The following is an 18,249-nucleotide window of genomic DNA, read 5'->3' as shown; positions in this document are numbered from 1 at the left end:
AGCCATGCAAAGACGTCAATTTCTCAGCCTCGGCGCTGCCCTGCCGCTGTTCTGCCAGCTGGGCCAAGGTCTGGCCGCTCCCTTGCAAAGCGGCTCGCCCCGTTTTCTGCTGGTCTTCCTGCGCGGCGCCTACGACAGCAACAGCCTGCTGGTGCCAACCCATAGCGACTTCTACTATCAGGCCAGGCCCAGCATCGCCATTGCCCGCCCGGGATCGGCCGACGGGGCTCTGGCCCTGAACCCTCAATGGGGACTGCATCCCGCGTTGCAAAGCAGTCTGCTGCCGCTATACGAACAGGGCCAGGCCTGTTTTGTGCCGTTCGCGGGCAGCAACGACCTCTCGCGCAGCCATTTCGAAACCCAGGACTCGATCGAGCTGGGCCAGCCCCAGGAAGGCGGGAAAAGCTATCAGAGCGGCTTTCTGAACCGGCTGACCCGGGTACTGCAGGCCGACAGCCAGAGCCGGCTCAGCCTCAGCCCCATGGCCTTCACCGCCCAGCTGCCGCTATGCCTGCGCGGCAGCGCCCAGGTGGCGAACATGGCGCTGGCCTCCGTGCGCAAGTCTGCGCTGGACGAGCAGCGCAGCCAGACCATTGCCTCCATGTACCAGGGCTCGGCACTGGAAGCTCCGGTGCGCGAAGGCTTTGCGGTACAGCGTGCCGTGCAGCGCAGCATGCAGGAGGAAATGGACCAGGCCGGGCGCAATGCCATCAGTGCCAAGGGCTTCAGCCTGGTCGCACAGCGCATGGCGCATCTGATGCGCGAGCAATTCGACCTGGGCTTTGTCGATATCGGAGGCTGGGACACCCATGTCAACCAGGGCGCCGCCAGCGGCAATCTGGCCAACCGGCTCGGCGACCTGAGCCAGGGCCTGGCGACGTTCGCCGAATCCATGGGAGCCGAAACCTGGCGCCATACCGTGGTGGCAGTGATCAGCGAGTTCGGGCGCACCTTCCGCGAAAACGGCAACAAGGGCACGGACCACGGCCATGGCACGGCTTACTGGTTTCTCGGCGGCGGCCTCTCGGCCCAGGCCGGCGGCAAGGTGCTGGGCGAGCAGATCGAAGTCACCGAAAAAGCGCTGTTCCAGAACCGCGACTACCCCGTGCTCAACGAATACCGTTCCCTGCTCGGCGGCCTGTTCGCGCGCATGTACGGCTTGAACACAGCGCAGCTGCAGCAGATCTTTCCGACGTCCCAGCCAGGCAGGCTGCAGCTGGTCTAGAACGACTCGCCGCTTTCCATGGCGCGGCGGTGGCGCATCACGAATTCCTGGTAAGTGTCGATGCCGCGCAGCTGCAAAATGGCATTGCGCACTGCGGCTTCCACCAGCACGGCGATGTTTCGGCCCGCCACCACCTGAATCACCACCTTGCGCACGGGCACGCCCAGCACGTCCTGGGTCAGCGGCTCGGCGGGCAGGCGCTCGTATTCGCGCTCCATGGTTTCCTTGCGCACCAGGTGCACGATGAGCTTGAGCCGCATCTTGCGACGCACTGCCGTCTCGCCAAAGATGGCACGAATATCGAGCAGGCCGATGCCGCGCACTTCAAGCAGGTTCTGCAGCAGCTCGGGGCATTTGCCTTCGACCGTGGTCTGGTTGATGCGATACAGGTCCACCGCATCGTCGGCCACCAGACCGTTGCCGCGCGTGACCAGCTCCAGCCCCAGCTCGCTCTTGCCCAGGCCCGATTCGCCCGTGATCAGCACGCCCATGCCCAAAATATCCATGAACACGCCGTGCATGGTGATGCGATCGGCGAAATGCTTGGACAGATAGGCACGCAGCACGTCGATGACAAAGGCCGACTGCTCCTTGGTGGAAAACAGCGGGATATGCGCGCGCTCGCACATGGAGATCAGCTCGTCGGGAGCGTCCTGGCCGTCGGCCAGCACCAGCACCGGCGGCTCCAGCGTGACGATGCGGGCAATGCGGCGCAAGCAGTCTTGCGAGGTGGCATTGGTCAGATAGGCGATTTCACGCTCGCCCAGCACCTGCAGACGGTAGGGGTGGATGTAGTTGAGATAGCCCACCAGATCGGCACCCGAGCGGGCCGAGCGCACGGCCATCTCGTCAAAGCGGCGCTCGGAGGCGCCCAGCCCCGCTATCCACTGCCAGCGCAGGCTGGAGTTGCGAAATGCCTCGAACAGTACGTCGGCACTGATGGCGCTGGGTCTCATGGCAAGGCCCTGTCAGTCAAAAAGAAGGGCCAGGACTCAGGCCTGGGAGGTGATGGAGGACTGCCAGCTGTCGATCATGCCGTGCAGCTGCTGCGCATCGGTGGACGACTTCAGGCGCTCGCGCAACTGGCTGTCGCTGAGCAGCTCGGCGATCTCGGAGAGGATTTCCAGGTGCTTTTGCGTCGCCGCCTCGGGCACCAGCAAAAAGATCAGCAGGCCGACCGGCTGCTCATCGGGCGCATCGAAGCCGATGGGGTTGGCCAGCTGGAACACTGCCGCCATGGGAGCCGTCAGGCCCTTGATGCGGCCATGGGGAATGGCAACTCCATGCCCCAGACCGGTAGAGCCCAGGCGTTCGCGTGCGAACAGGCTATCGGTGATCAGGGCACGAGACAGACCATGCAAGCTCTCAAAGAGCAAACCCGCTTCCTCGAAAGCGCGTTTCTTGCTGGTGACATCAACGCTCACAAGCACTTGAGCGGCGGGAAGGATAGAAGCTAGGCGATTCATGGTGTGATCAACAATTATGCACCGCAGCGCTGAAAACCGTGGGGAAACCCTGATCACCATCAAAAACCGCCCCGTAGGGCGGCGCTTTTAGCGTTGTAACAAGGCGACAGCCCTGCAACAAACCGGCGCAAAAGCTAGGTTTGCGCCTCGCTTTCATCAAGCTGACACCTGCGCCAGCTGCAAGCCCCCGGAGTCCAGTCGCTTGGCTGTGGCACGCGGGCCTTGTTGACGAGTCTTGTAGCGCATCACCACACGGTCGAGTTTATCGGCCAGGGCGTCCACGGCGGCATAGAGGTCGAAATGCTGCGTCTCCACGAACAAGTCTTGCCCTTTCACGCGCACCGTGCAACCGGCGCGCTGTCGTTTGTCTTTTTCCTTTTGCTTGTGGACTGTGAGCAGTACCTTCACGTCCACAACCTGATCGAAGTGCCTGAGAATGCGTTCCAGCTTGGCCATGACATAGCTGCGCAGCGAGGGAGTGACCTCCAGGTGATGCCCGCTAATCGTCAAATTCATAACAAAACACTCCTTAGCTCTCGGTGAAATCACTGCGGTTTCACAGCGCCTGATGGCTGTGCCGCAGCCTGGCAGTTCGGAATGCGCATTCGTCTTTGCTGTGAACCCACTATGCGCCCGCCCCACGCCAAAGGCAACGAAATGACCGTGATAGCGCAGGCTCGCCAGGGGCCTTGTTTGTCGGTTTGATGACAGGCGGTTTTGACGCCACAATGAGTGGCTTTGGCCCGCATGCAAGGGATACGCCGGCATGCCCCAGGGCCTCGATCGCAGCAGGCGCGCACTGGCAAAGACCGTGACCGTCCAAACCCCTGCCTGCGCCATTAAAATCGCGTTTTTACGCAGCCGCCTCTCGGGCCTGCGACGCTGGCAGCCCCTTGGGCTTTCAGGCGCCTGCTGACCGACTGCACGCCTGAATTGCCTGACAGCCCTATCTCGACCATGACCACCCAGCCCTCCGCCCTGCATACCTCCAACATTGCCTCGCAGCCCCTGCTCGCACGTGGCAAGGTCCGCGACAACTACGCCGTGGGCGACGACCGCATCCTGATGGTGGCCTCCGACCGCCTGTCCGCCTTTGACGTGATCATGGGCGAGCCCATCCCCGGCAAGGGCGTGCTGCTGACGCAGATGGCGCTGTTCTGGTTCGACAAGCTGGGCCATATCTGCCCCAACCACCTGACCGGCGAAGCGCCCGAGTCCGTGGTCAAGCCCGAGGAAGTCAAGCAGGTCGAAGGCCGCTCCATGCTGGTCAAGCGCCTCAAGCCCGTGCTGATCGAAGCCGTGGTGCGCGGCTATCTGGCCGGCAGCGGCTGGAAGGAATACCAGGAATCGCAATCGGTCTGCGGCGTGAAGCTGCCCGCCGGCCTGACCAACGCGGCCAAACTGCCCGAGCCCATCTACACCCCCGCGGCCAAGGCCGAAATGGGTGACCACGACGAGAACATCACCTACGAGCGCACCGTGGAAATGGTGGGCGAGCAGCTCGCGGCCCAGATCCGCGATACCGCCATCCGCATCTACAAGGAAGCGGCCGAGATCGCGCTGACCAAGGGCATGATCATTGCCGACACCAAGTTCGAGTTCGGCCTGACCGAAGACGGCACCCTGGTTCTGATGGACGAGGTGCTGACCCCCGACAGCTCGCGCTACTGGCCTGTGGAAGGCTACGAGGATGCGCTGGCCAAGGGCGAGAACCCTCCCAGCTACGACAAGCAGTTCGTGCGCGACTGGCTGGAGCAGGCGCAGGTCAACGGCAAGGCCTGGGACAAGAAGGCTCCCGCGCCCCGCCTGCCCAAGGAAGTGATCGACAGGACGGCGGCCAAGTACCGCGAAGCGCTGGATCGCCTGACCGCCTGAGCGATCGGTCCCAAGCAGACAAAAGGCCCCCGGAACAGAAGTTCGGGGGCCTTTTGTTTTGATAGCTGTTTGCGCTTTCAGGCAAAGGACTTCAGCTTCAAATAATACTGAAATCCTTTATGAGCATGCGCTGACAGCTATGTTTTTAGTGGTGATGGCCGTGGCCGCCGTGCACATGCTTGTGGGCAATTTCTTCTTCGGAGGCCGCACGCACCTCGTTGACCACCGCGCTGAAGCGCAGCGCAAAACCGGCCAGAGGGTGGTTGCCATCCAACAGGACCACGGGGCCCTTGATCTTCACCACGTTGTAGATCTGGGGCAGGCCCTGGTCGTTGGTGCCGCGCAGCTGGCCGCCCACCTTCACGCCCGCAGGGAACTCGCCCTTGGGAATGGTGCGCTTGAGGCTTTCGTCGCGCTCGCCGAAGGCGTCCGCCACAGCCAGGTCCACGGTCACGACATCGCCTTTCTGCTTGCCGTCCAGAGCGGCTTCGACCTTGGCAAAGATATTGTCATAGCCGCCGTGCAGATAGGCCACATCGCCCTTGTCCAGCAGTTTGACGGCCACGCCGCCCGCGAGCAGCTCGTGAATCTTGTAGTTGATGGTGACGGCAGTGTCTTTGGTGATGTTCATGACAATGGATTTCGAGTGGGGCGGTGCCTGAACCCGAGTCAGGCATCGCGCAAAGCTGCCATTGTCGGCGACTCGGGCTATTCCAGTGTCACGCCCGTGGCCTTAACCACGCCGCGCCATTTGTCCACGTCGGCACGGATCTGCTGCGCGAAGACCTCGGGCCTGCTGGCCACGGGCTCGGCGCCCAGGCTGCGCAGCTGCCGCGCCACCTCGGGGTCGCGCACGGCCTGGGCAACGGCGGTCTGCAGCGTGTCGAGCACCGCCTTGGGCGTTCCCGCCGGAGCCAGCAGGCCGAACCAGCCCGAGACCTCGTAGCCGGGCACGCTTTCGGCGACGGTGGGAATGTCTGCCGCCCCGGGCCAGCGCTGTGCCGTGGTCACGGCCAGCGCCCGCAGCTTGCCGCTGCGCACAAAGGCGATGGTGGACGGCAGATTGTCGAAGCCGGCCTGTATCTGCCCGCCCATGAGATCGGTGAGCATGGGCGATGCGCCCTTGTAAGGCACATGGGTCATGTCCACGCCGGCCATCATCTTGAGCAGCTCGGCGCTCATGTGCGGAGAGCCGCCTGGACTGGTCGAGCCGAAGTTGATCTGTCCGGGCCTGGCCTTGGCCAGCGCCAGCAACTCGCCCAGGGTGCGCGCGGGGACGCTGGGATGGACCACGATGATGTTCGGCGTGCTCGCCACCACGGTGACGGGCGCGAAGTCCTTGACGGCGTCATAGGGCAGGTTTTTCTGCAGCGCCGAATTGATGCCGTGCGAGCTGGCCGTTCCCATCACCAGGGTGTAGCCGTCGGCTGCGGCCTGGGCCACGGCAACCGAGCCTATGGCACCGCTGGCGCCGGCCCGGTTCTCGACGACGAAAGGCTGGCGCAGCCGCTCGGACAGCTGGGCCGCCGCCAGCCGCGCGATGATGTCCGTGGTGCCTCCTGCCGGATAGGGCACGACGATGCGCACGGGCTTGGCGGGATAGGCCGGGGCCTGCGCGAAGGCCACGGCCGTGCAGGCCGCCATGGCCAGCGCGGCGGCGGCAGCCAGGGCGCGAAACAGATGCGAGGTCATTGCGGTGTCTCCTGGTGGTGTTTTATGGAATATGCGGCGGATGCCCGTACTGGATGTCGGTGCCAGTTCAGCCCGGTGCACGGCGGCGCAGCAGCGGCGCCAGCGCAGCGGGGACGAGCAGCTCGAAGCCCAGGATCGCCGCCGACAACGCCTTGCCGTAGTTGTCCACCGACAGGCTGCGCGAGACGCCGCCGCCCAGTGCACCGTGCGCCACGAAGTTCAGCGCGTGCAGGTTATCGGCCTCGTAGCGCAGCACCTCGCCGGTGATGGCCCGGCCATGAAAGGCCTTGAAGCGTTCGGCGCTCAGCTGCTGCTTGAGCAGCGCATAGAGCTCGGGCTCGTAGGCAAACACGGCGATGTTGGAGGTATTGCCCTTGTCGCCCGAGCGCGTATGCGCCACCTGCTCCAGCGGCACCCGGATGTCCTGGTTCATGTCCTGCATGCTTTGCTCCCCTGTTCAGCTCGTGAAGTAGTCGATATGCGCTGTCACCTGCTCGCGCGGCACCAGCGAGGACCACACGCCTATCACCTCACGCGTGCGTTCCTGGTGCGGCACGCGCTTGCCGGTGTGGGCAATCCCCGAGACCGCCATGCCGTCCACTTCGCGCCCCACCTTGACCGCTTCCTCGCGCGACCGGGTGCGTGCCGCCACGCGCACGGCCACTTCATAGGGCTCGGGCGCATTCGCCGGCGTGGCAGCGCCATGCACGGCATTCAGGCCCAGGAAGTCGATGCGTACTTCCTCGGCATCGAGCTTCACGATGCGCAGGCGCTCCTCCAGGATGCGCTTGGCAAGTTGGGCGCGGCGCAGCGCGCCGGGCCCGGCATAGAAGAACATGTCCTCGCCGATGAAGCCCTCGGTGCACCCCATGGAAACCTTGAGCGTGGGTGTGCGCGGCTTGCCCGTAAGACCCGTCACGCGCACGCGGTCCGGCGCCAGTTGTTCGATGCGGGCCTGCGTGAAGTCGACCACCACATCGGGCGTGATGTAGTTCGCCGGGTCGTGCACCTCGTAGAGCATCTGTTCCTTGACTGTCTGCAGGCTGATCATGCCGCCCGTGCCTTCCACCTTGGACAGGGTCACGCCGCCTTCGGCATCGACCTCGGCGATGGGAAAGGCCAGGTTCCAGGGCTCGGGCACGTCCTTGAGACCGGGGTCCGCAAAATACCCTCCGGTAACCTGGGCCCCGCACTCCATCAGATGGCCTATCGCGCTGCCAGCACCCACGCGCTCGTGGTCCAGCAGGTCCCAGCCGAACTCATGCACCATGGGAGCCAGGAACAGCGAAGGGTCGGCGACGCGGCCCGTGACCACGATCTGCGCACCTTCCGCCAGAGCGTCAACGATGGGAGCGGCACCGAGATAGGCTTCGGCCGATATCAGCGAGTGGGCAATGCTCTGCGTGGGGGCTCCGGTCTCCAGGATGGTGGGGGCCAGCGACAGCACGCGGTCGGTGATCAGGCTGCCGCCTACGGCCGCCACCTTGACGCCGGTGATGCCCAGCTCACGCAGCAGCTCGACGATGCGCCGTGCCGCACCCTGCGGGTTGATCCACCCCTGGTTGGAGATGATGCGCGTGCCCTGGCGCATACAGGCAGGCAGCACGGCTCGCATGCGGTCGTCGAGATAGGTGTCGTAGCCCGGGAAGGACGGGTCGCGCCGGACCCTGACCTGCGCGGCCGAGACCGTGGCCTCGGCCATGGTCTCGAAGCACAGGTAGTCGAGCCGGCCACGCTCGGCATTGAGGGCCGCGGGCTCGATGCGGTCGCCCCACCATGCGGCTCCCGCGCCTATGCGCAGGATCTTTCTGTCATTCATTGCGCTTGTCTCCGTTATTCCCCCAGACCCGGGGGCTGAAGCCATTCTGTACAGTCGTTTTTCAAGAGACAACGCATGCGCGCGCACAGCGCATGTGAATCAATTTCACAGGGGGCGAAGACCTTAGATGGACCAGTTCGGCGAGATGACGGTATTCCTGCGCGTGATCGAGGAAGGTAGTTTTTCCGGTGCCGGCAGAAGGCTCGAGCTATCGCCTTCGGCGGTGAGCAAGCTCATCGCACGCATGGAGGCACGCCTTGGCGTGCGGCTGTTCGAGCGGATTGCCGGAGCCATACGCCTGACCCAGGAAGGCGAGCACTTTCACATCGCCAGCCAGCGCGTGGTGCAGGCCATGGAGCAGGCCGAGGCCTGTGTGCGCGTGGCCGATGCCGAAATCTCGGGCACGGTACGCATCCATACGGCGCTGACCACGGCCAAGTACCTGGTGGCGCCGCGCCTGCACCTGCTACTGGACCGGCACCCGCGCCTGCACCTGGACTTCGTCCTTGGCACGGAGCGCGGCGACTTCGTGCGCCAGGGCATAGACGTCGCCATCCACAGCGGCCGGCCTACGGAGCAGACGCTGATCGGTCGCCCGTTGATGCTCAGGCCCTGGGTGATAGCCGCAGCGCCGCAGTACCTCCAGCGCTTCGGCCATCCCGAGCAGCCCGAGGACCTGCTGCAGCACCGCTGCCTGAACTTCACCATACGCACGCAGTGGAACCGCTGGACCTTCCACGAGGAAGGCGGACTCAAGACCATAGACATCCCCAGCCACATCGGAGCCAACCAGGGCGAGCTGCTGCGCAGCCTGGCATTGCTGGGCCATGGCGTGGTGCGGCTGGCCCACTTCCATATCGCCGCCGACCTGGAGCGCGGAACCCTGGTGCCGCTGCTGCAGCAGTTCCAGGAGCGCAGCGAGGACGACCGCTTCTACCTGCTGTATCCGCGCGGCAGATCGCTGGCACCGCGCGTGCGCGCCGTGTTGGATTTCCTCGCAGGGGAGTTCGGCTGAGCGGATGCCCCCAGGCATTGCCGCGCACATTCAAGCAGGCTGCGCCCCCTTGGATGTAGGCACCGCCCGCAGGGACGCAGTCCATGCCCGCGAACACGAACACGAGCAATACCGGCATGGCCGGTGCTCAGGGAGCTGGGCTGCACGCCGGAGGCTGCCAGCTTCAGGCCCTGAGCCGTATCAGGCCCGGGGAGGCTGCTCGTCGACGTCGGCCCCTGGGTAGCGCGCAAAGCGGCGGTTCTCGCTGCCATGCACCGGGTCATTGTCCTTCCAGGGCCAGCCGCCGAACTGGGTGCGGCGGTAGTCCTGCATGGCCTGCATGATCTCCTCCTGCGTGTTCATCACAAAGGGGCCGTATTGCGCCACCTTCTCGCCGATCGGCTTGCCCTGCAGCAGCACCAGCTCTGCACTGACATCGCCGGTGTTGACCAGCTCCAGCTCGCGCTGAGCATCGACATGCATGGCCAGATGTCCGTTCACGACTTCGCCACCCACAGTCATGCTCTTGCCTACGAAGAAGTAGAGCATGCGGTGAGTTTGGTCACCGGCTGCCCTGGGCAGGGTCCAGCGGGCACCGGGCTCCAGCTCCAGAGTCCAGATGGCCACATCGCTGTCGGCCTGGGAGGCCCAGGATTCGGGTGGAGGCGGCAAGGCTTTGTCCGCACCGTCCAGGGCACCAGCCACCACGGTCACGGTGGTTTTCCTGCCCGCCGCATCGCTGAAGCTCTGGCGCGGAATCTGCTCGTTCCAGAACATGGTGAAGTGGGGCTCCACCATCTTGTTCTTCGCAGGCAGGTTCAGCCAGATCTGGAACAATTCCAGCGGATTGGGCTTGTCGCTGTTCAGCAGCGGGAACATCTCCGAATGCTGGATGCCCTTGCCGGCAGTGAGCCACTGCACATCGCCTCCGCCGAAGCGCGCGGCTGCCCCCAGCGAGTCCGCATGGTCGATGCGGCCCTTGCGCACCAGGGTCACGGTCTCGAAGCCGCGATGCGGGTGGCCCGGAAAGCCCGGAATCGGCTCGCCGTGGTACATGGAAAAGCCGTTGCGGGCGCTGAAGTCGCTGCCCATCTCGCGTCCCTCGAACTCCACGGCCTGCACGCCCATCTTGCCGTTGCTGGCCGGATAGCTGTCATCGTGGTGAGCGCAGAACAGAAAGGGATCCAGGCAGGGCCAGCGCGGCCCCAGGGGGGCGCTTTCCAGAATGGGTTGGCGATTCGTGGTCATGGAGTTCTCCTCTTGAGAGGCCACTGCCAGTTGCAGGGCCCTAAGTCTCGAAGATAAGGCCAGCCCACGGGTTTGAAAGACATCACCGCTGGGACAGTACTTGCCGCTTTTGCAACAGCGGCAAGCCCATACTGCCCTGGTCGGCGCTCAGCCGCGCGGCGGAATGTTCAGACCTTTTTGCGTCGCCGGGCGGGCCATGAAGGCCTTGAGCACGCGCTGCAGCTCTGGAAACCCGTTCCAGCCCACCAGCTCGGCGGCGTTGTAGCCGTTCTCGTCGACCATATTGCGCACCCAGGGCCAGATGGCGATGTCGGCAATCGTGAGCTGCGCGCCCATGATCCACTCGCGGCCCTGCATGCGCTGCTCCAGCACGCCCAGCAGGCGTTTGGACTCGTTGATATAGCGGTCGCGCGGGCGCTTGTCCTCGAAGTCCTTGCCCGCGAACTTGTGGAAGAAGCCGACCTGGCCGAACATGGGTCCCACGCCGCCCATCTGGAACATCAGCCACTGCAGCGTCTCGTAGCGCGCCGCGGGGTCTGCGGGCAGCAGCGGGCTGCCGCTCTTCTCAGCCAGGTAGATCAGGATGGCCGCCGACTCGAACAGCGCCAGTGGCTTTCCACCCGGGCCTTGCGGGTCGATGATGGCGGGAATCTTGTTGTTGGGGAAGGTGCCGACAAACTCTGGTGTGAGCTGGTCATTGGTCTGGAAGCTGACCAGGTGCGCCTCGTAGGGCAGCTGCATTTCCTCCAGCGCAATCGACACCTTCACGCCGTTGGGGGTGGGCAGCGAGTACAGCTGAATGCGCTCGGGGTGCTGCGCGGGCCATTTGCGGGTCACGGAAAAATCGGCGAGGACTTGGGGTTGCGTCATGGGATTCCTTCGGAGCGTTTTGGTAATCTCTGCGGCCCCGCATGGTGGTGGCAGCGTGGCCTGGCAAGCCACGACACAGAGCGCCCGAGCATCCTAACGGTTGTCATGCGGCCTTGCAGGCAGCGCTGCCGATGGCTGGGATGGCCAGATGCGGGTACGCAGATTCCCTCATCGAAGACGGCGCTTCAGCGGGTGATATTGGGTGTCTACAAGAAGTGAACACGGAGATATGACATGCATCAGCTTCCTGGGAGTCCCGATTCTTTTTTCACCGGCGCAAAGACGCCTGCTTGCGCTTTGCTGAGCCGGCGACAAGTGCTGAGCCTAGGCGCTACCGTGCTGGCTGCAGGGCTGATGCTGGCCAGCGGTGCGACCGCTGCCGCAGGCTTTCCGGAGCGCGCCGTGACGGTCGTCGTGCCGTATTCGCCGGCCGGAGGCGTGGACATCGTGACCAGGCTGGTCACCACGCCCATGGCGGAGTTTCTGGGTCAGTCCATCGTGGTGGAAAACAAGCCCGGAGGCGGCACGAATATCGGCATGGCGACAGTGGCACGCTCCGCGCCCAATGGCTATTCGCTGCTGACGGCCTCGAACACGCTGACCACCAACAAGGCGCTGTACTCCAAGCTCAGCTTCGACCCCGCGACCGACCTGATTCCGGTAGGGCGCATCGGCGAGGCGCCACTGGTGGTCGTGGTCAACGCCAAGTCACCGTACAAAAGCCTGGCCGAACTGATTGCAGCGGGCAAGGCCAAGCCCGGCGCCCTGTCCTATGGCACGGCAGGCGTGGGCAGTTCGGGCCATATGGCGAGTGCCTTGCTGGAAAAAGCCGGGCAGTTCAAGGGCGTCCATATTCCCTACAAGGGTGGCTCCACCGCCGTGACGGATCTGCTGGGCGGGCGTCTGGACTTCATGGCGATCAACCCGCTGGAAGTCGCGGGCCATGTGAACAGCGGCAACCTGCGCGCACTGGCGGTGCTCAACAAGAATGGCTCGCGCCTGCTGCCTCAGGTGCCGACTGCGCGCTCCCTGGGCGTGGATGTGCAAGCTACCGTGTGGTGGGGTCTGGTAGCACCCAAGGGAACGCCCGAGGCCGTGATCCAGACGCTGAACGCTGCACTCAACAAGGCGCTGACCACGCCTGCGGTCACCCAGACGCTGGCCGATATGGGTGCCACGCCCCTGGCAGGAACACCGGCTCAGTTCGGCAGCTTCATCCAGGCCGAAACCCGGGAACTCGGCGACGTCATCCGAGCCGCCGATATTCGCGCGGACTGATGCCGGCGAAGGCCGCCCTAGCGCAGCAACTGCCAGAACATCTGCACGCAGGGTGACGGCGCCTGCTGCATGCTGACCAGCGCAATGCGCGAATGGCGCGCGGCATCGGCCAGCGGTTGCAGCACCACGCCGGGCGGGCAGATGCGCTCATAGACGCTGGGCACGATGGACAGACCCAGGCCTGCGGCCACCAGCGCCATCATGGTCGAGGTCTCGCGTGCCGGCTGGGCGATGCGCGGCACAAAGCCGGCCTCGCTGCACAGCGCCAGAATATGTTCGTGCAGACCGCCACCCAGCACGGCCGGGTGCAGCACAAAAGGCTGGTCGGCCAGGCTGCTCAGTGCCAGTGCTTCGCCCGCAGCCGCCTTGGCATGTGCCACCGGCAGGGCCAGCGTCAGCTCATCGCGCCACAGCGTCTGCTCCCTAATCGGCACGGGGATGCGAAACGTCGGCGAGGGGCGCATGAAGCCGATGTCGATCTGCCCCGCCGTCAATGCCGCGATCTGCTCGCCCGTGGTCATATGCTGCAGATCCAGCTCCACCTGCGGGTGACGGCTGCGAAAGTCGCGCAACATGGTGGAGAACTCGTCAAACAGCGGCACCGATGCCGTGAAGGCGATGCGCAAACGCCCCGCCAGGCCATGGGCTGCCATGCGCACCAGCTCGCCCGCCTGCTGGTGCAGCTCCACGATCTGCCGCGCCTTGTCCTGCAGCAGCAGGCCTGCCGGCGTCAGCGCCACGGCGCGGCGCGAGCGTTCGAACAACTGCGCCCCCATCTCCTGCTCCAGCAGACGGATCTGCTGGCTCAGCGGGGGCTGGCTCATATGCAAGCGCTGGGCCGCACGGCTGAAATTCAGCTCCTCGGCCACAGCCAGAAAACAGGTCAGACGGCGCAAATCCATAGGACGATTTTCGTATCAAGTCCAGACGCAAACGGTATTGGACGCAATAGCCGCAGCTTTTCACAATCCGGTCAGCCGCAGCAGCCATGACGAAAGTAGCTGCCTGCGTTGATTCCAAAAGGGTTCAAGGCCTATCCCGCCCGCCCAATACAGAGAGACATTGATGAAGCCGTTTCCCCTTTTCACCGTCCGCCGAGCCCTGCTGATCAGCGCTGTGGCGCTGGCCGCAGGCTGCGCCCAGCAGCCAAGCAGCACGCCCAAGGAGCCTGTGCGTCTCATGACCTCGGGCGGCTTCACCGCAGCGCACAAGCTGCTGGCGCCTCAGTTCACGGCCCAGACCGGCCTGGCGGTGGAGTCGGCCTATGGCTCCTCCATGGGGGCCTCGCCCACCTCCATTCCCAATCGCCTGAGCAAGGGCGAGAAGGCCGATGTGGTGATTCTGGCGCGCGGTGCGCTCGACGATCTGGCCGCCAAGGGCCTGGTGCGCAACGGCACCCAGATCGACCTGGTGCGCTCGGCCGTGGGCGTGGCCGTGAAGAAGGGTGCCCCCATCCCCGACATCAGCAGCGAGGACAAGCTGCGTCAGGTGCTGCTCAACGCCAAGAGCATTGCCTATTCGGCCAGCGCCAGCGGCACTTACTACGAAACCCAGATGCTCAAGAAACTCGGCATTCACGACCAGGTCATGCCCAAGAGCAAGAAGATCGTGACCGAGCGCGTGGGCACCATCGTGGCGCGAGGCGAGGCCGAAATCGGCCTGCAGCAGGTCAGCGAACTGCTGCCCATCGAGGGCATCAGCTATGTCGGCACCCTGCCCGATTCGGTGCAGCACTACACCATCTTCTCGGCCGGCACGGCCAGTACCTCAACCAACCCGCAGGGGCTGGAGCAACTGCTCAAGTACTACACCTCGCCCGCCGCCGCCAAGACGATTCGTGACACCGGCCTGGAGCCCGTCGCCAAGCCCCGCTGAGCGCCGCATGACCCCGAAAAAAAGCCCGCCAGGCAGACGCCTGCGGGCTTTTTTGCCACCTGGCAGCTCAGCGCTTGCTGCCCGCGCTGGCCTTCTGCACCAGGGCCACTGTCAGCCCCTGGGCGGTGACGGTGATGGCGCCAGGCTCCATGGCCAGCGCATCGACCAGGGCCAGATCCTGGTCCTGCAACTGATAGAGCACCACCTGACCCATGGCCTGCTCGGCCAATGCCGTGGCATAGGTGCCCAGCATATCGCTGAGCGCGGGCGACAGCCCGTCCATGCTCAGCTGGTTGACCTTGATCTGGTAGGCGCGCAAGGTGCGGTCGGTGGGCTCATAGCGCAGCGCGAAATCGACATTGAGCAGGCCGCTGTACTGCTCCTTGAGCACCTTGCCGCTGAGCTCGGCCGGGATCACAGCGTTGAGCATATTGCGCTCGGGCAGCATGCTCAGCTGCGGCGCCTTCAGGTCCAGCTGCAGCAAACCCGCCACGGGAAACTGCCTGGGGAAACGCCTGGCCAGCATCTCCTGCAGCTTCTGCTGGCTCACGCTCACGCTGCTGGGCACGGACTTGCCCGAGCAGCCAGTGGCAGCCATTCCCAATCCCAACACTGTCACCGCCAACCATGCGCGCCGATTCATCACGACCACCGAACTCCGTAAAACCTGATTCAAAACCCATGCAAACACTTGATAAACCAACGCTGTCAGCTATGGTTTTTGATCAATCCATTGTCTCTGAGCCTGCTATTCCACAGAGTCTCGATGGGTGTTCGCAGTTCCCTATCTAATGCAATCTGCAGGTAAAAGACTGTTATCTAACGTCCGACGCCATCCAGGGTTGACTGTCAACGCTAGCGACAGTGCATGCACAATGATTTGCATGACTGCAAATTCCCTTCCCGTCAGCCATGAGGCGCTGACCGCCGCCGCCCAGGACACCAGCCTGCCCGACCAAGTTCTGACCCAGTGGTTCGGCAGCCCCAGGCCTGGCAATGCCGATGCCCTCAAGCACAAGGCTCAGTGGTTCACCAAATCGGCGGCCTTCGATGAGGAGCTGCGCCAGCGATTTGGCACTGCCGTGGAAGCCGCACTGGGCGGTGCACTGCAGCACTGGGCAACCCAGGGTCCATGGCAGCAGCTGGCATTGGTGATCCTGCTGGACCAGTTCACGCGCAATATCCATCGCAACACTCCCAAGAGCTTTGCAGGTGACGCGCAGGCCCTGGCACTGGCGCTGCAGGCAATCGACGCCGGCAGCGACCAACAACTGCCCGAGGTGGCCCGCGTCTTTATGTATCTGCCGCTAGAACATGCCGAAGACCCGGCCATGCAGCAACGCAGCGTGGCCGCCTTCGAGGCTTTGCTGCAGAGCGCCACGGACGCCGAGCTGCGCGAATATCTGGCCGGAACGCTGGACTACGCCCATCGCCATCAGGTGGTGATAGAGCGCTTTTGCCGCTTCCCTCACCGCAACAGCATTCTGGGCCGCGCCAGCACCGCCCAAGAGGCCGAGTACCTGGCCCAGCCCGGCTCAGGCTTCTAGGGCGATCACGAGCCGCGTGTCGCCTCGCGCAGCGCGGGTTCCTGGCGTGCCTGAGGCTGGCGCTCAGGCTTCTTGCTCGCTCCCAGGTCGCGGTGGCGCATGGCCCAGCGCTCCACCGTGTAGAACGACAGTGCCGACAGCGCGGTAGAGATCAGCAGGCCTGCGACCACGGTCACGGGCCAGGAGTAATCGGCACGCAGATAGCGCACCACCGGGTAATGCCAGAGGTAGATGCCATAGGACAGCTGGCCCAGCTTGATGAGCACCGGTGCCGTCAGCATTTCATAGACCAGTCCCGCGGGCTTTTGCACGGCCAACAGCACGACCAGGGCCGCGCATTCCACCACCGTGATGCCCCAGACCATGGCGTGCTGGTTGTCCCACTCCAGCTCCATGATCAGCGGCACGGCCAGCACAAACCACATGGTGTAGGCGCGCAGCGACTGCAGACGCTCTACCCATTGCGGGCGCTCCATCATCAGCGCCGCCAGCAAGGCGCCGGCCAGCAGACCCGAGGCCCGCGTGTCGAAGCGGAAAAAGATTTCGTAGAACTGCTGGCCCTGCACCACCCAGAAGATGCGCCACAGCGTACTCAGCAGCCACAGCGCCGCAAGCGGCGCCCAGACTCGGCCAGGCGTGGCCTTGCGCAGCAGCAGAACCAGCAGCGGCGGCCAGATCAGATAGAAATGCTCCTCCACCGACAGCGACCACATGTGCAGCAGCGTGTCCGGACTGTCGAAAAAGGCAATGCCGTAATCGGCCAGATAGAGAATGGAGACCAGGGCGTCCGAATAGATGTCCGTGAGATCGGGCCAGATAAAAGGCGCGAACACACAGTAGGCTCCAAGGAACAGTGCCAGCGCAGGCATGAGACGGAAGAAGCGGCGACGGTAAAAGCGCCAGTAATCGAGCTTGCCATGCTGCCGATACTCCATCAGCAGCAAGGAGGTGATCAAAAAACCGCTGAGCACGAAGAACAGATCGACGCCGAAGAAGGCGCCATCGAACATCGGGGCATGTGCATGCGAGAGCAGCACCAGCACAATGGCTATGCCTCTCAATCCATCGAGCGCTGGGTTGTAGCGCAGCTTGAACGCCGACTCCACCAAAACCGGACACCTTTCCTTTCGCCCAGGCACGGGCCGGGCTTGCAGACAAACAATCACAGCCATGCACAAGACATGGCTGAAGCAGTATTCAGAGTTTGAGCAAAGAGGCAGTAACAGCTCTTTGCAGCGACCCGGGGGTCACTGAGCGCATGAAAACGCGCTCGGGGAGCCGGAACCTGGCAGGCGATTTGTCTGCTTCAGCTCACTGAGGGTGAGACGGCAGATTGTTATGAATGCCCACAGCCAGACGGCTTGGCGTCTGTTGACAGGTGAACAGACCGGGCCAATTTGAACAGATTTTTTCCACCGCCCCAAACCAGGGGCAGAGCTTGCCGGGCTCTGGCAGGGTCTTGGCAAGCCGTGTTAACAATTAAGAACAAAAACAGCATGCCGAGCTCCACCCATCGGCATCATCAGCTATCAAATTCGAAGCTTCAGGATGACTTGCGGCGCCCGCAGGCGGGTGCACTCTGGTGCACATCGCGCCACAGCAGCATCTCGGCCACGCGTTCGGACTTGTCGTCATCAAAGCCCAGCTTCTGCGCGCGCTCGGCGGGGTTGGTCCAGGTTCCGAACAGCATGTCCCACAGCGGCAGACCGTAGTTCTGCGCATGGTGGCCATGCTGATGGTGCACGGTATGCATTTCCGGACGCTGCAGCACATAGCCGAGCCAGCGCGGCGTGCGCATGTCGGCATGGGTGAACAGATCGAAGGCCGCCGTCAGCCCCAGAGCCACGGCCGCCGCTGCCGGGCTGGCACCCAGCACCCAATAGCTGGAGATCACGCTCAGCAGCATGGCAGCGCAGGAGTCCAGCGGATGGGCGTAGAACGAGGTCAGCACCTCGATGCGCCGCGCGCTGTGATGCAGCTGGTGAAACACGCGCCACAGCAGATCGGAGGCATGGGTGGCGCGATGCCACCAGTAAAAGACAAAGCTGGTGATGAAAAAGCTCAGCAGCCCCACCAGCAGCGGGTTCCAGCGTGCACCCACATCCAGCAGCGCATGCTGGCGAATGCGCTCCTCCAGCAACCAGCCCAGCGCCAGCGTGCAGACCAGCGTCAGCGCGCCCAGGGCGCTGCTGTAGATCAGCCAGCGCCGGTCGCAGAGATTGCGCGAAGCGGGCGCAATCACCTCGCGCGTGAAGACTGCCACGAACAGCAGCGCAATCAGCGGATAGACCAGGTACTCCAGCACGGCAATCATTCCCCTTGAGGTTTGCCTTGCAGTCTATCGACTGGCGCCGCTCCAG

General features: G+C 64.0%; 19 protein-coding genes. 6 read left to right on the top strand and 13 right to left on the bottom strand.

Features of this window, described 5'->3' with window-relative positions:
- Positions 1–4 precede the first annotated feature (4 nt).
- Positions 5–1,225 carry a DUF1501 domain-containing protein gene (locus JAO85_RS11905; RefSeq protein ID WP_202788134.1) on the top strand — a complete coding sequence of 407 codons (1,221 nt, stop codon included), beginning with the start codon at positions 5–7 and terminating at the stop codon, positions 1,223–1,225.
- Here JAO85_RS11905 and hprK read toward each other — a convergent pair.
- The 3 genes from hprK to hpf all read right to left on the bottom strand — a co-directional run bounded on the left by hprK (position 1,222) and on the right by hpf (position 3,207).
- Positions 1,222–2,181, bottom strand: a complete 960-nt coding sequence (gene hprK / locus JAO85_RS11900; RefSeq protein WP_003060345.1) for an HPr(Ser) kinase/phosphatase — start codon at positions 2,179–2,181, stop codon at positions 1,222–1,224. The genes JAO85_RS11905 and hprK overlap by 4 nt on opposite strands.
- Positions 2,182–2,217: 36 nt before the next feature.
- Entirely contained in the window at positions 2,218–2,691 is a 474-nt protein-coding gene (locus tag JAO85_RS11895) for a PTS sugar transporter subunit IIA (RefSeq protein ID WP_034347954.1), read from the bottom strand.
- Positions 2,692–2,847: 156 nt separating this feature from the next.
- Positions 2,848–3,207 carry a ribosome hibernation-promoting factor, HPF/YfiA family gene (hpf, locus tag JAO85_RS11890; protein ID WP_003067012.1) on the bottom strand — a complete coding sequence of 120 codons (360 nt, stop codon included), beginning with the start codon at positions 3,205–3,207 and terminating at the stop codon, positions 2,848–2,850.
- A gap of 441 nt (positions 3,208–3,648) precedes the next feature.
- Between hpf and JAO85_RS11885 the strand changes: the two genes are divergently transcribed.
- Positions 3,649–4,566: a phosphoribosylaminoimidazolesuccinocarboxamide synthase gene (locus JAO85_RS11885; protein ID WP_202788133.1), complete on the top strand. Its 918-nt coding sequence runs from the start codon at positions 3,649–3,651 to the stop codon at positions 4,564–4,566.
- A 145-nt stretch (positions 4,567–4,711) separates the two neighbouring features.
- On the opposite strand, the gene JAO85_RS11880 is transcribed toward JAO85_RS11885, so the two are convergent.
- The 4 genes from JAO85_RS11880 to JAO85_RS11865 form a co-directional block, all read right to left on the bottom strand.
- Positions 4,712–5,197, bottom strand: coding sequence for a peptidylprolyl isomerase (locus JAO85_RS11880; protein ID WP_003067008.1), 486 nt, complete (start codon positions 5,195–5,197; stop codon positions 4,712–4,714).
- A gap of 77 nt (positions 5,198–5,274) precedes the next feature.
- Positions 5,275–6,258 (bottom strand): tripartite tricarboxylate transporter substrate binding protein, encoded by a 984-nt coding sequence (locus tag JAO85_RS11875; protein WP_003067006.1) that lies wholly within the window; start codon positions 6,256–6,258, stop codon positions 5,275–5,277.
- 67 nt (positions 6,259–6,325) lie between these two features.
- The gene (locus JAO85_RS11870; protein WP_003067005.1) at positions 6,326–6,700 is read right to left on the bottom strand and encodes a hypothetical protein; all 375 of its coding nucleotides are present in this window, start codon (positions 6,698–6,700) and stop codon (positions 6,326–6,328) included.
- Positions 6,701–6,715: 15 nt separating this feature from the next.
- Positions 6,716–8,077, bottom strand: a complete 1,362-nt coding sequence (locus JAO85_RS11865; RefSeq protein WP_039050316.1) for an acyclic terpene utilization AtuA family protein — start codon at positions 8,075–8,077, stop codon at positions 6,716–6,718.
- A gap of 127 nt (positions 8,078–8,204) precedes the next feature.
- Between JAO85_RS11865 and JAO85_RS11860 the strand changes: the two genes are divergently transcribed.
- On the top strand, positions 8,205–9,092 hold the full coding sequence (locus tag JAO85_RS11860; RefSeq protein WP_039050317.1) for a LysR family transcriptional regulator: 888 nt from the start codon (positions 8,205–8,207) through the stop codon (positions 9,090–9,092).
- Between the two features lie 180 nt (positions 9,093–9,272).
- Here the strand turns inward: JAO85_RS11860 and JAO85_RS11855 are convergent, their stop codons facing one another.
- On the bottom strand, positions 9,273–10,319 hold the full coding sequence (locus JAO85_RS11855; RefSeq protein ID WP_202788132.1) for a pirin family protein: 1,047 nt from the start codon (positions 10,317–10,319) through the stop codon (positions 9,273–9,275).
- A gap of 147 nt (positions 10,320–10,466) precedes the next feature.
- Positions 10,467–11,189, bottom strand: coding sequence for a glutathione binding-like protein (locus JAO85_RS11850; RefSeq protein WP_012840269.1), 723 nt, complete (start codon positions 11,187–11,189; stop codon positions 10,467–10,469).
- A gap of 234 nt (positions 11,190–11,423) precedes the next feature.
- On the opposite strand from JAO85_RS11850, the gene JAO85_RS11845 reads away from it, so the two are divergent.
- Complete coding sequence (locus JAO85_RS11845; RefSeq protein WP_202788131.1) at positions 11,424–12,467, top strand: tripartite tricarboxylate transporter substrate binding protein; 1,044 nt, start codon at positions 11,424–11,426, stop codon at positions 12,465–12,467.
- Positions 12,468–12,484: 17 nt separating this feature from the next.
- Here JAO85_RS11845 and JAO85_RS11840 read toward each other — a convergent pair whose 3' ends face one another.
- Positions 12,485–13,369, bottom strand: a complete 885-nt coding sequence (locus JAO85_RS11840; protein ID WP_202788130.1) for a LysR family transcriptional regulator — start codon at positions 13,367–13,369, stop codon at positions 12,485–12,487.
- Between the two features lie 163 nt (positions 13,370–13,532).
- Between JAO85_RS11840 and JAO85_RS11835 the strand changes: the two genes are divergently transcribed.
- Positions 13,533–14,342 (top strand): substrate-binding domain-containing protein, encoded by an 810-nt coding sequence (locus JAO85_RS11835; RefSeq protein ID WP_039050320.1) that lies wholly within the window; start codon positions 13,533–13,535, stop codon positions 14,340–14,342.
- 67 nt (positions 14,343–14,409) lie between these two features.
- On the opposite strand, the gene JAO85_RS11830 is transcribed toward JAO85_RS11835, so the two are convergent.
- Positions 14,410–14,940, bottom strand: a complete 531-nt coding sequence (locus JAO85_RS11830) for a hypothetical protein (protein WP_003066992.1) — start codon at positions 14,938–14,940, stop codon at positions 14,410–14,412.
- A 277-nt stretch (positions 14,941–15,217) separates the two neighbouring features.
- Here JAO85_RS11830 and JAO85_RS11825 point away from each other — a divergent pair, with 277 nt between their 5' ends.
- Positions 15,218–15,889 carry a DUF924 family protein gene (locus JAO85_RS11825; protein ID WP_177340953.1) on the top strand — a complete coding sequence of 224 codons (672 nt, stop codon included), beginning with the start codon at positions 15,218–15,220 and terminating at the stop codon, positions 15,887–15,889.
- A gap of 5 nt (positions 15,890–15,894) precedes the next feature.
- Here JAO85_RS11825 and JAO85_RS11820 read toward each other — a convergent pair whose 3' ends face one another.
- Positions 15,895–16,998, bottom strand: coding sequence for an acyltransferase (locus tag JAO85_RS11820; RefSeq protein ID WP_034350912.1), 1,104 nt, complete (start codon positions 16,996–16,998; stop codon positions 15,895–15,897).
- A gap of 434 nt (positions 16,999–17,432) precedes the next feature.
- Complete coding sequence (locus JAO85_RS11815; protein ID WP_003066987.1) at positions 17,433–18,203, bottom strand: sterol desaturase family protein; 771 nt, start codon at positions 18,201–18,203, stop codon at positions 17,433–17,435.
- Positions 18,204–18,249 lie beyond the last annotated feature (46 nt).

This window comes from Comamonas sp. NyZ500 (assembly GCF_016772095.1).
Lineage (GTDB): Bacteria > Pseudomonadota > Gammaproteobacteria > Burkholderiales > Burkholderiaceae_C > Comamonas > Comamonas thiooxydans.
This window is presented reverse-complemented; position numbering and strand designations above follow the sequence as displayed.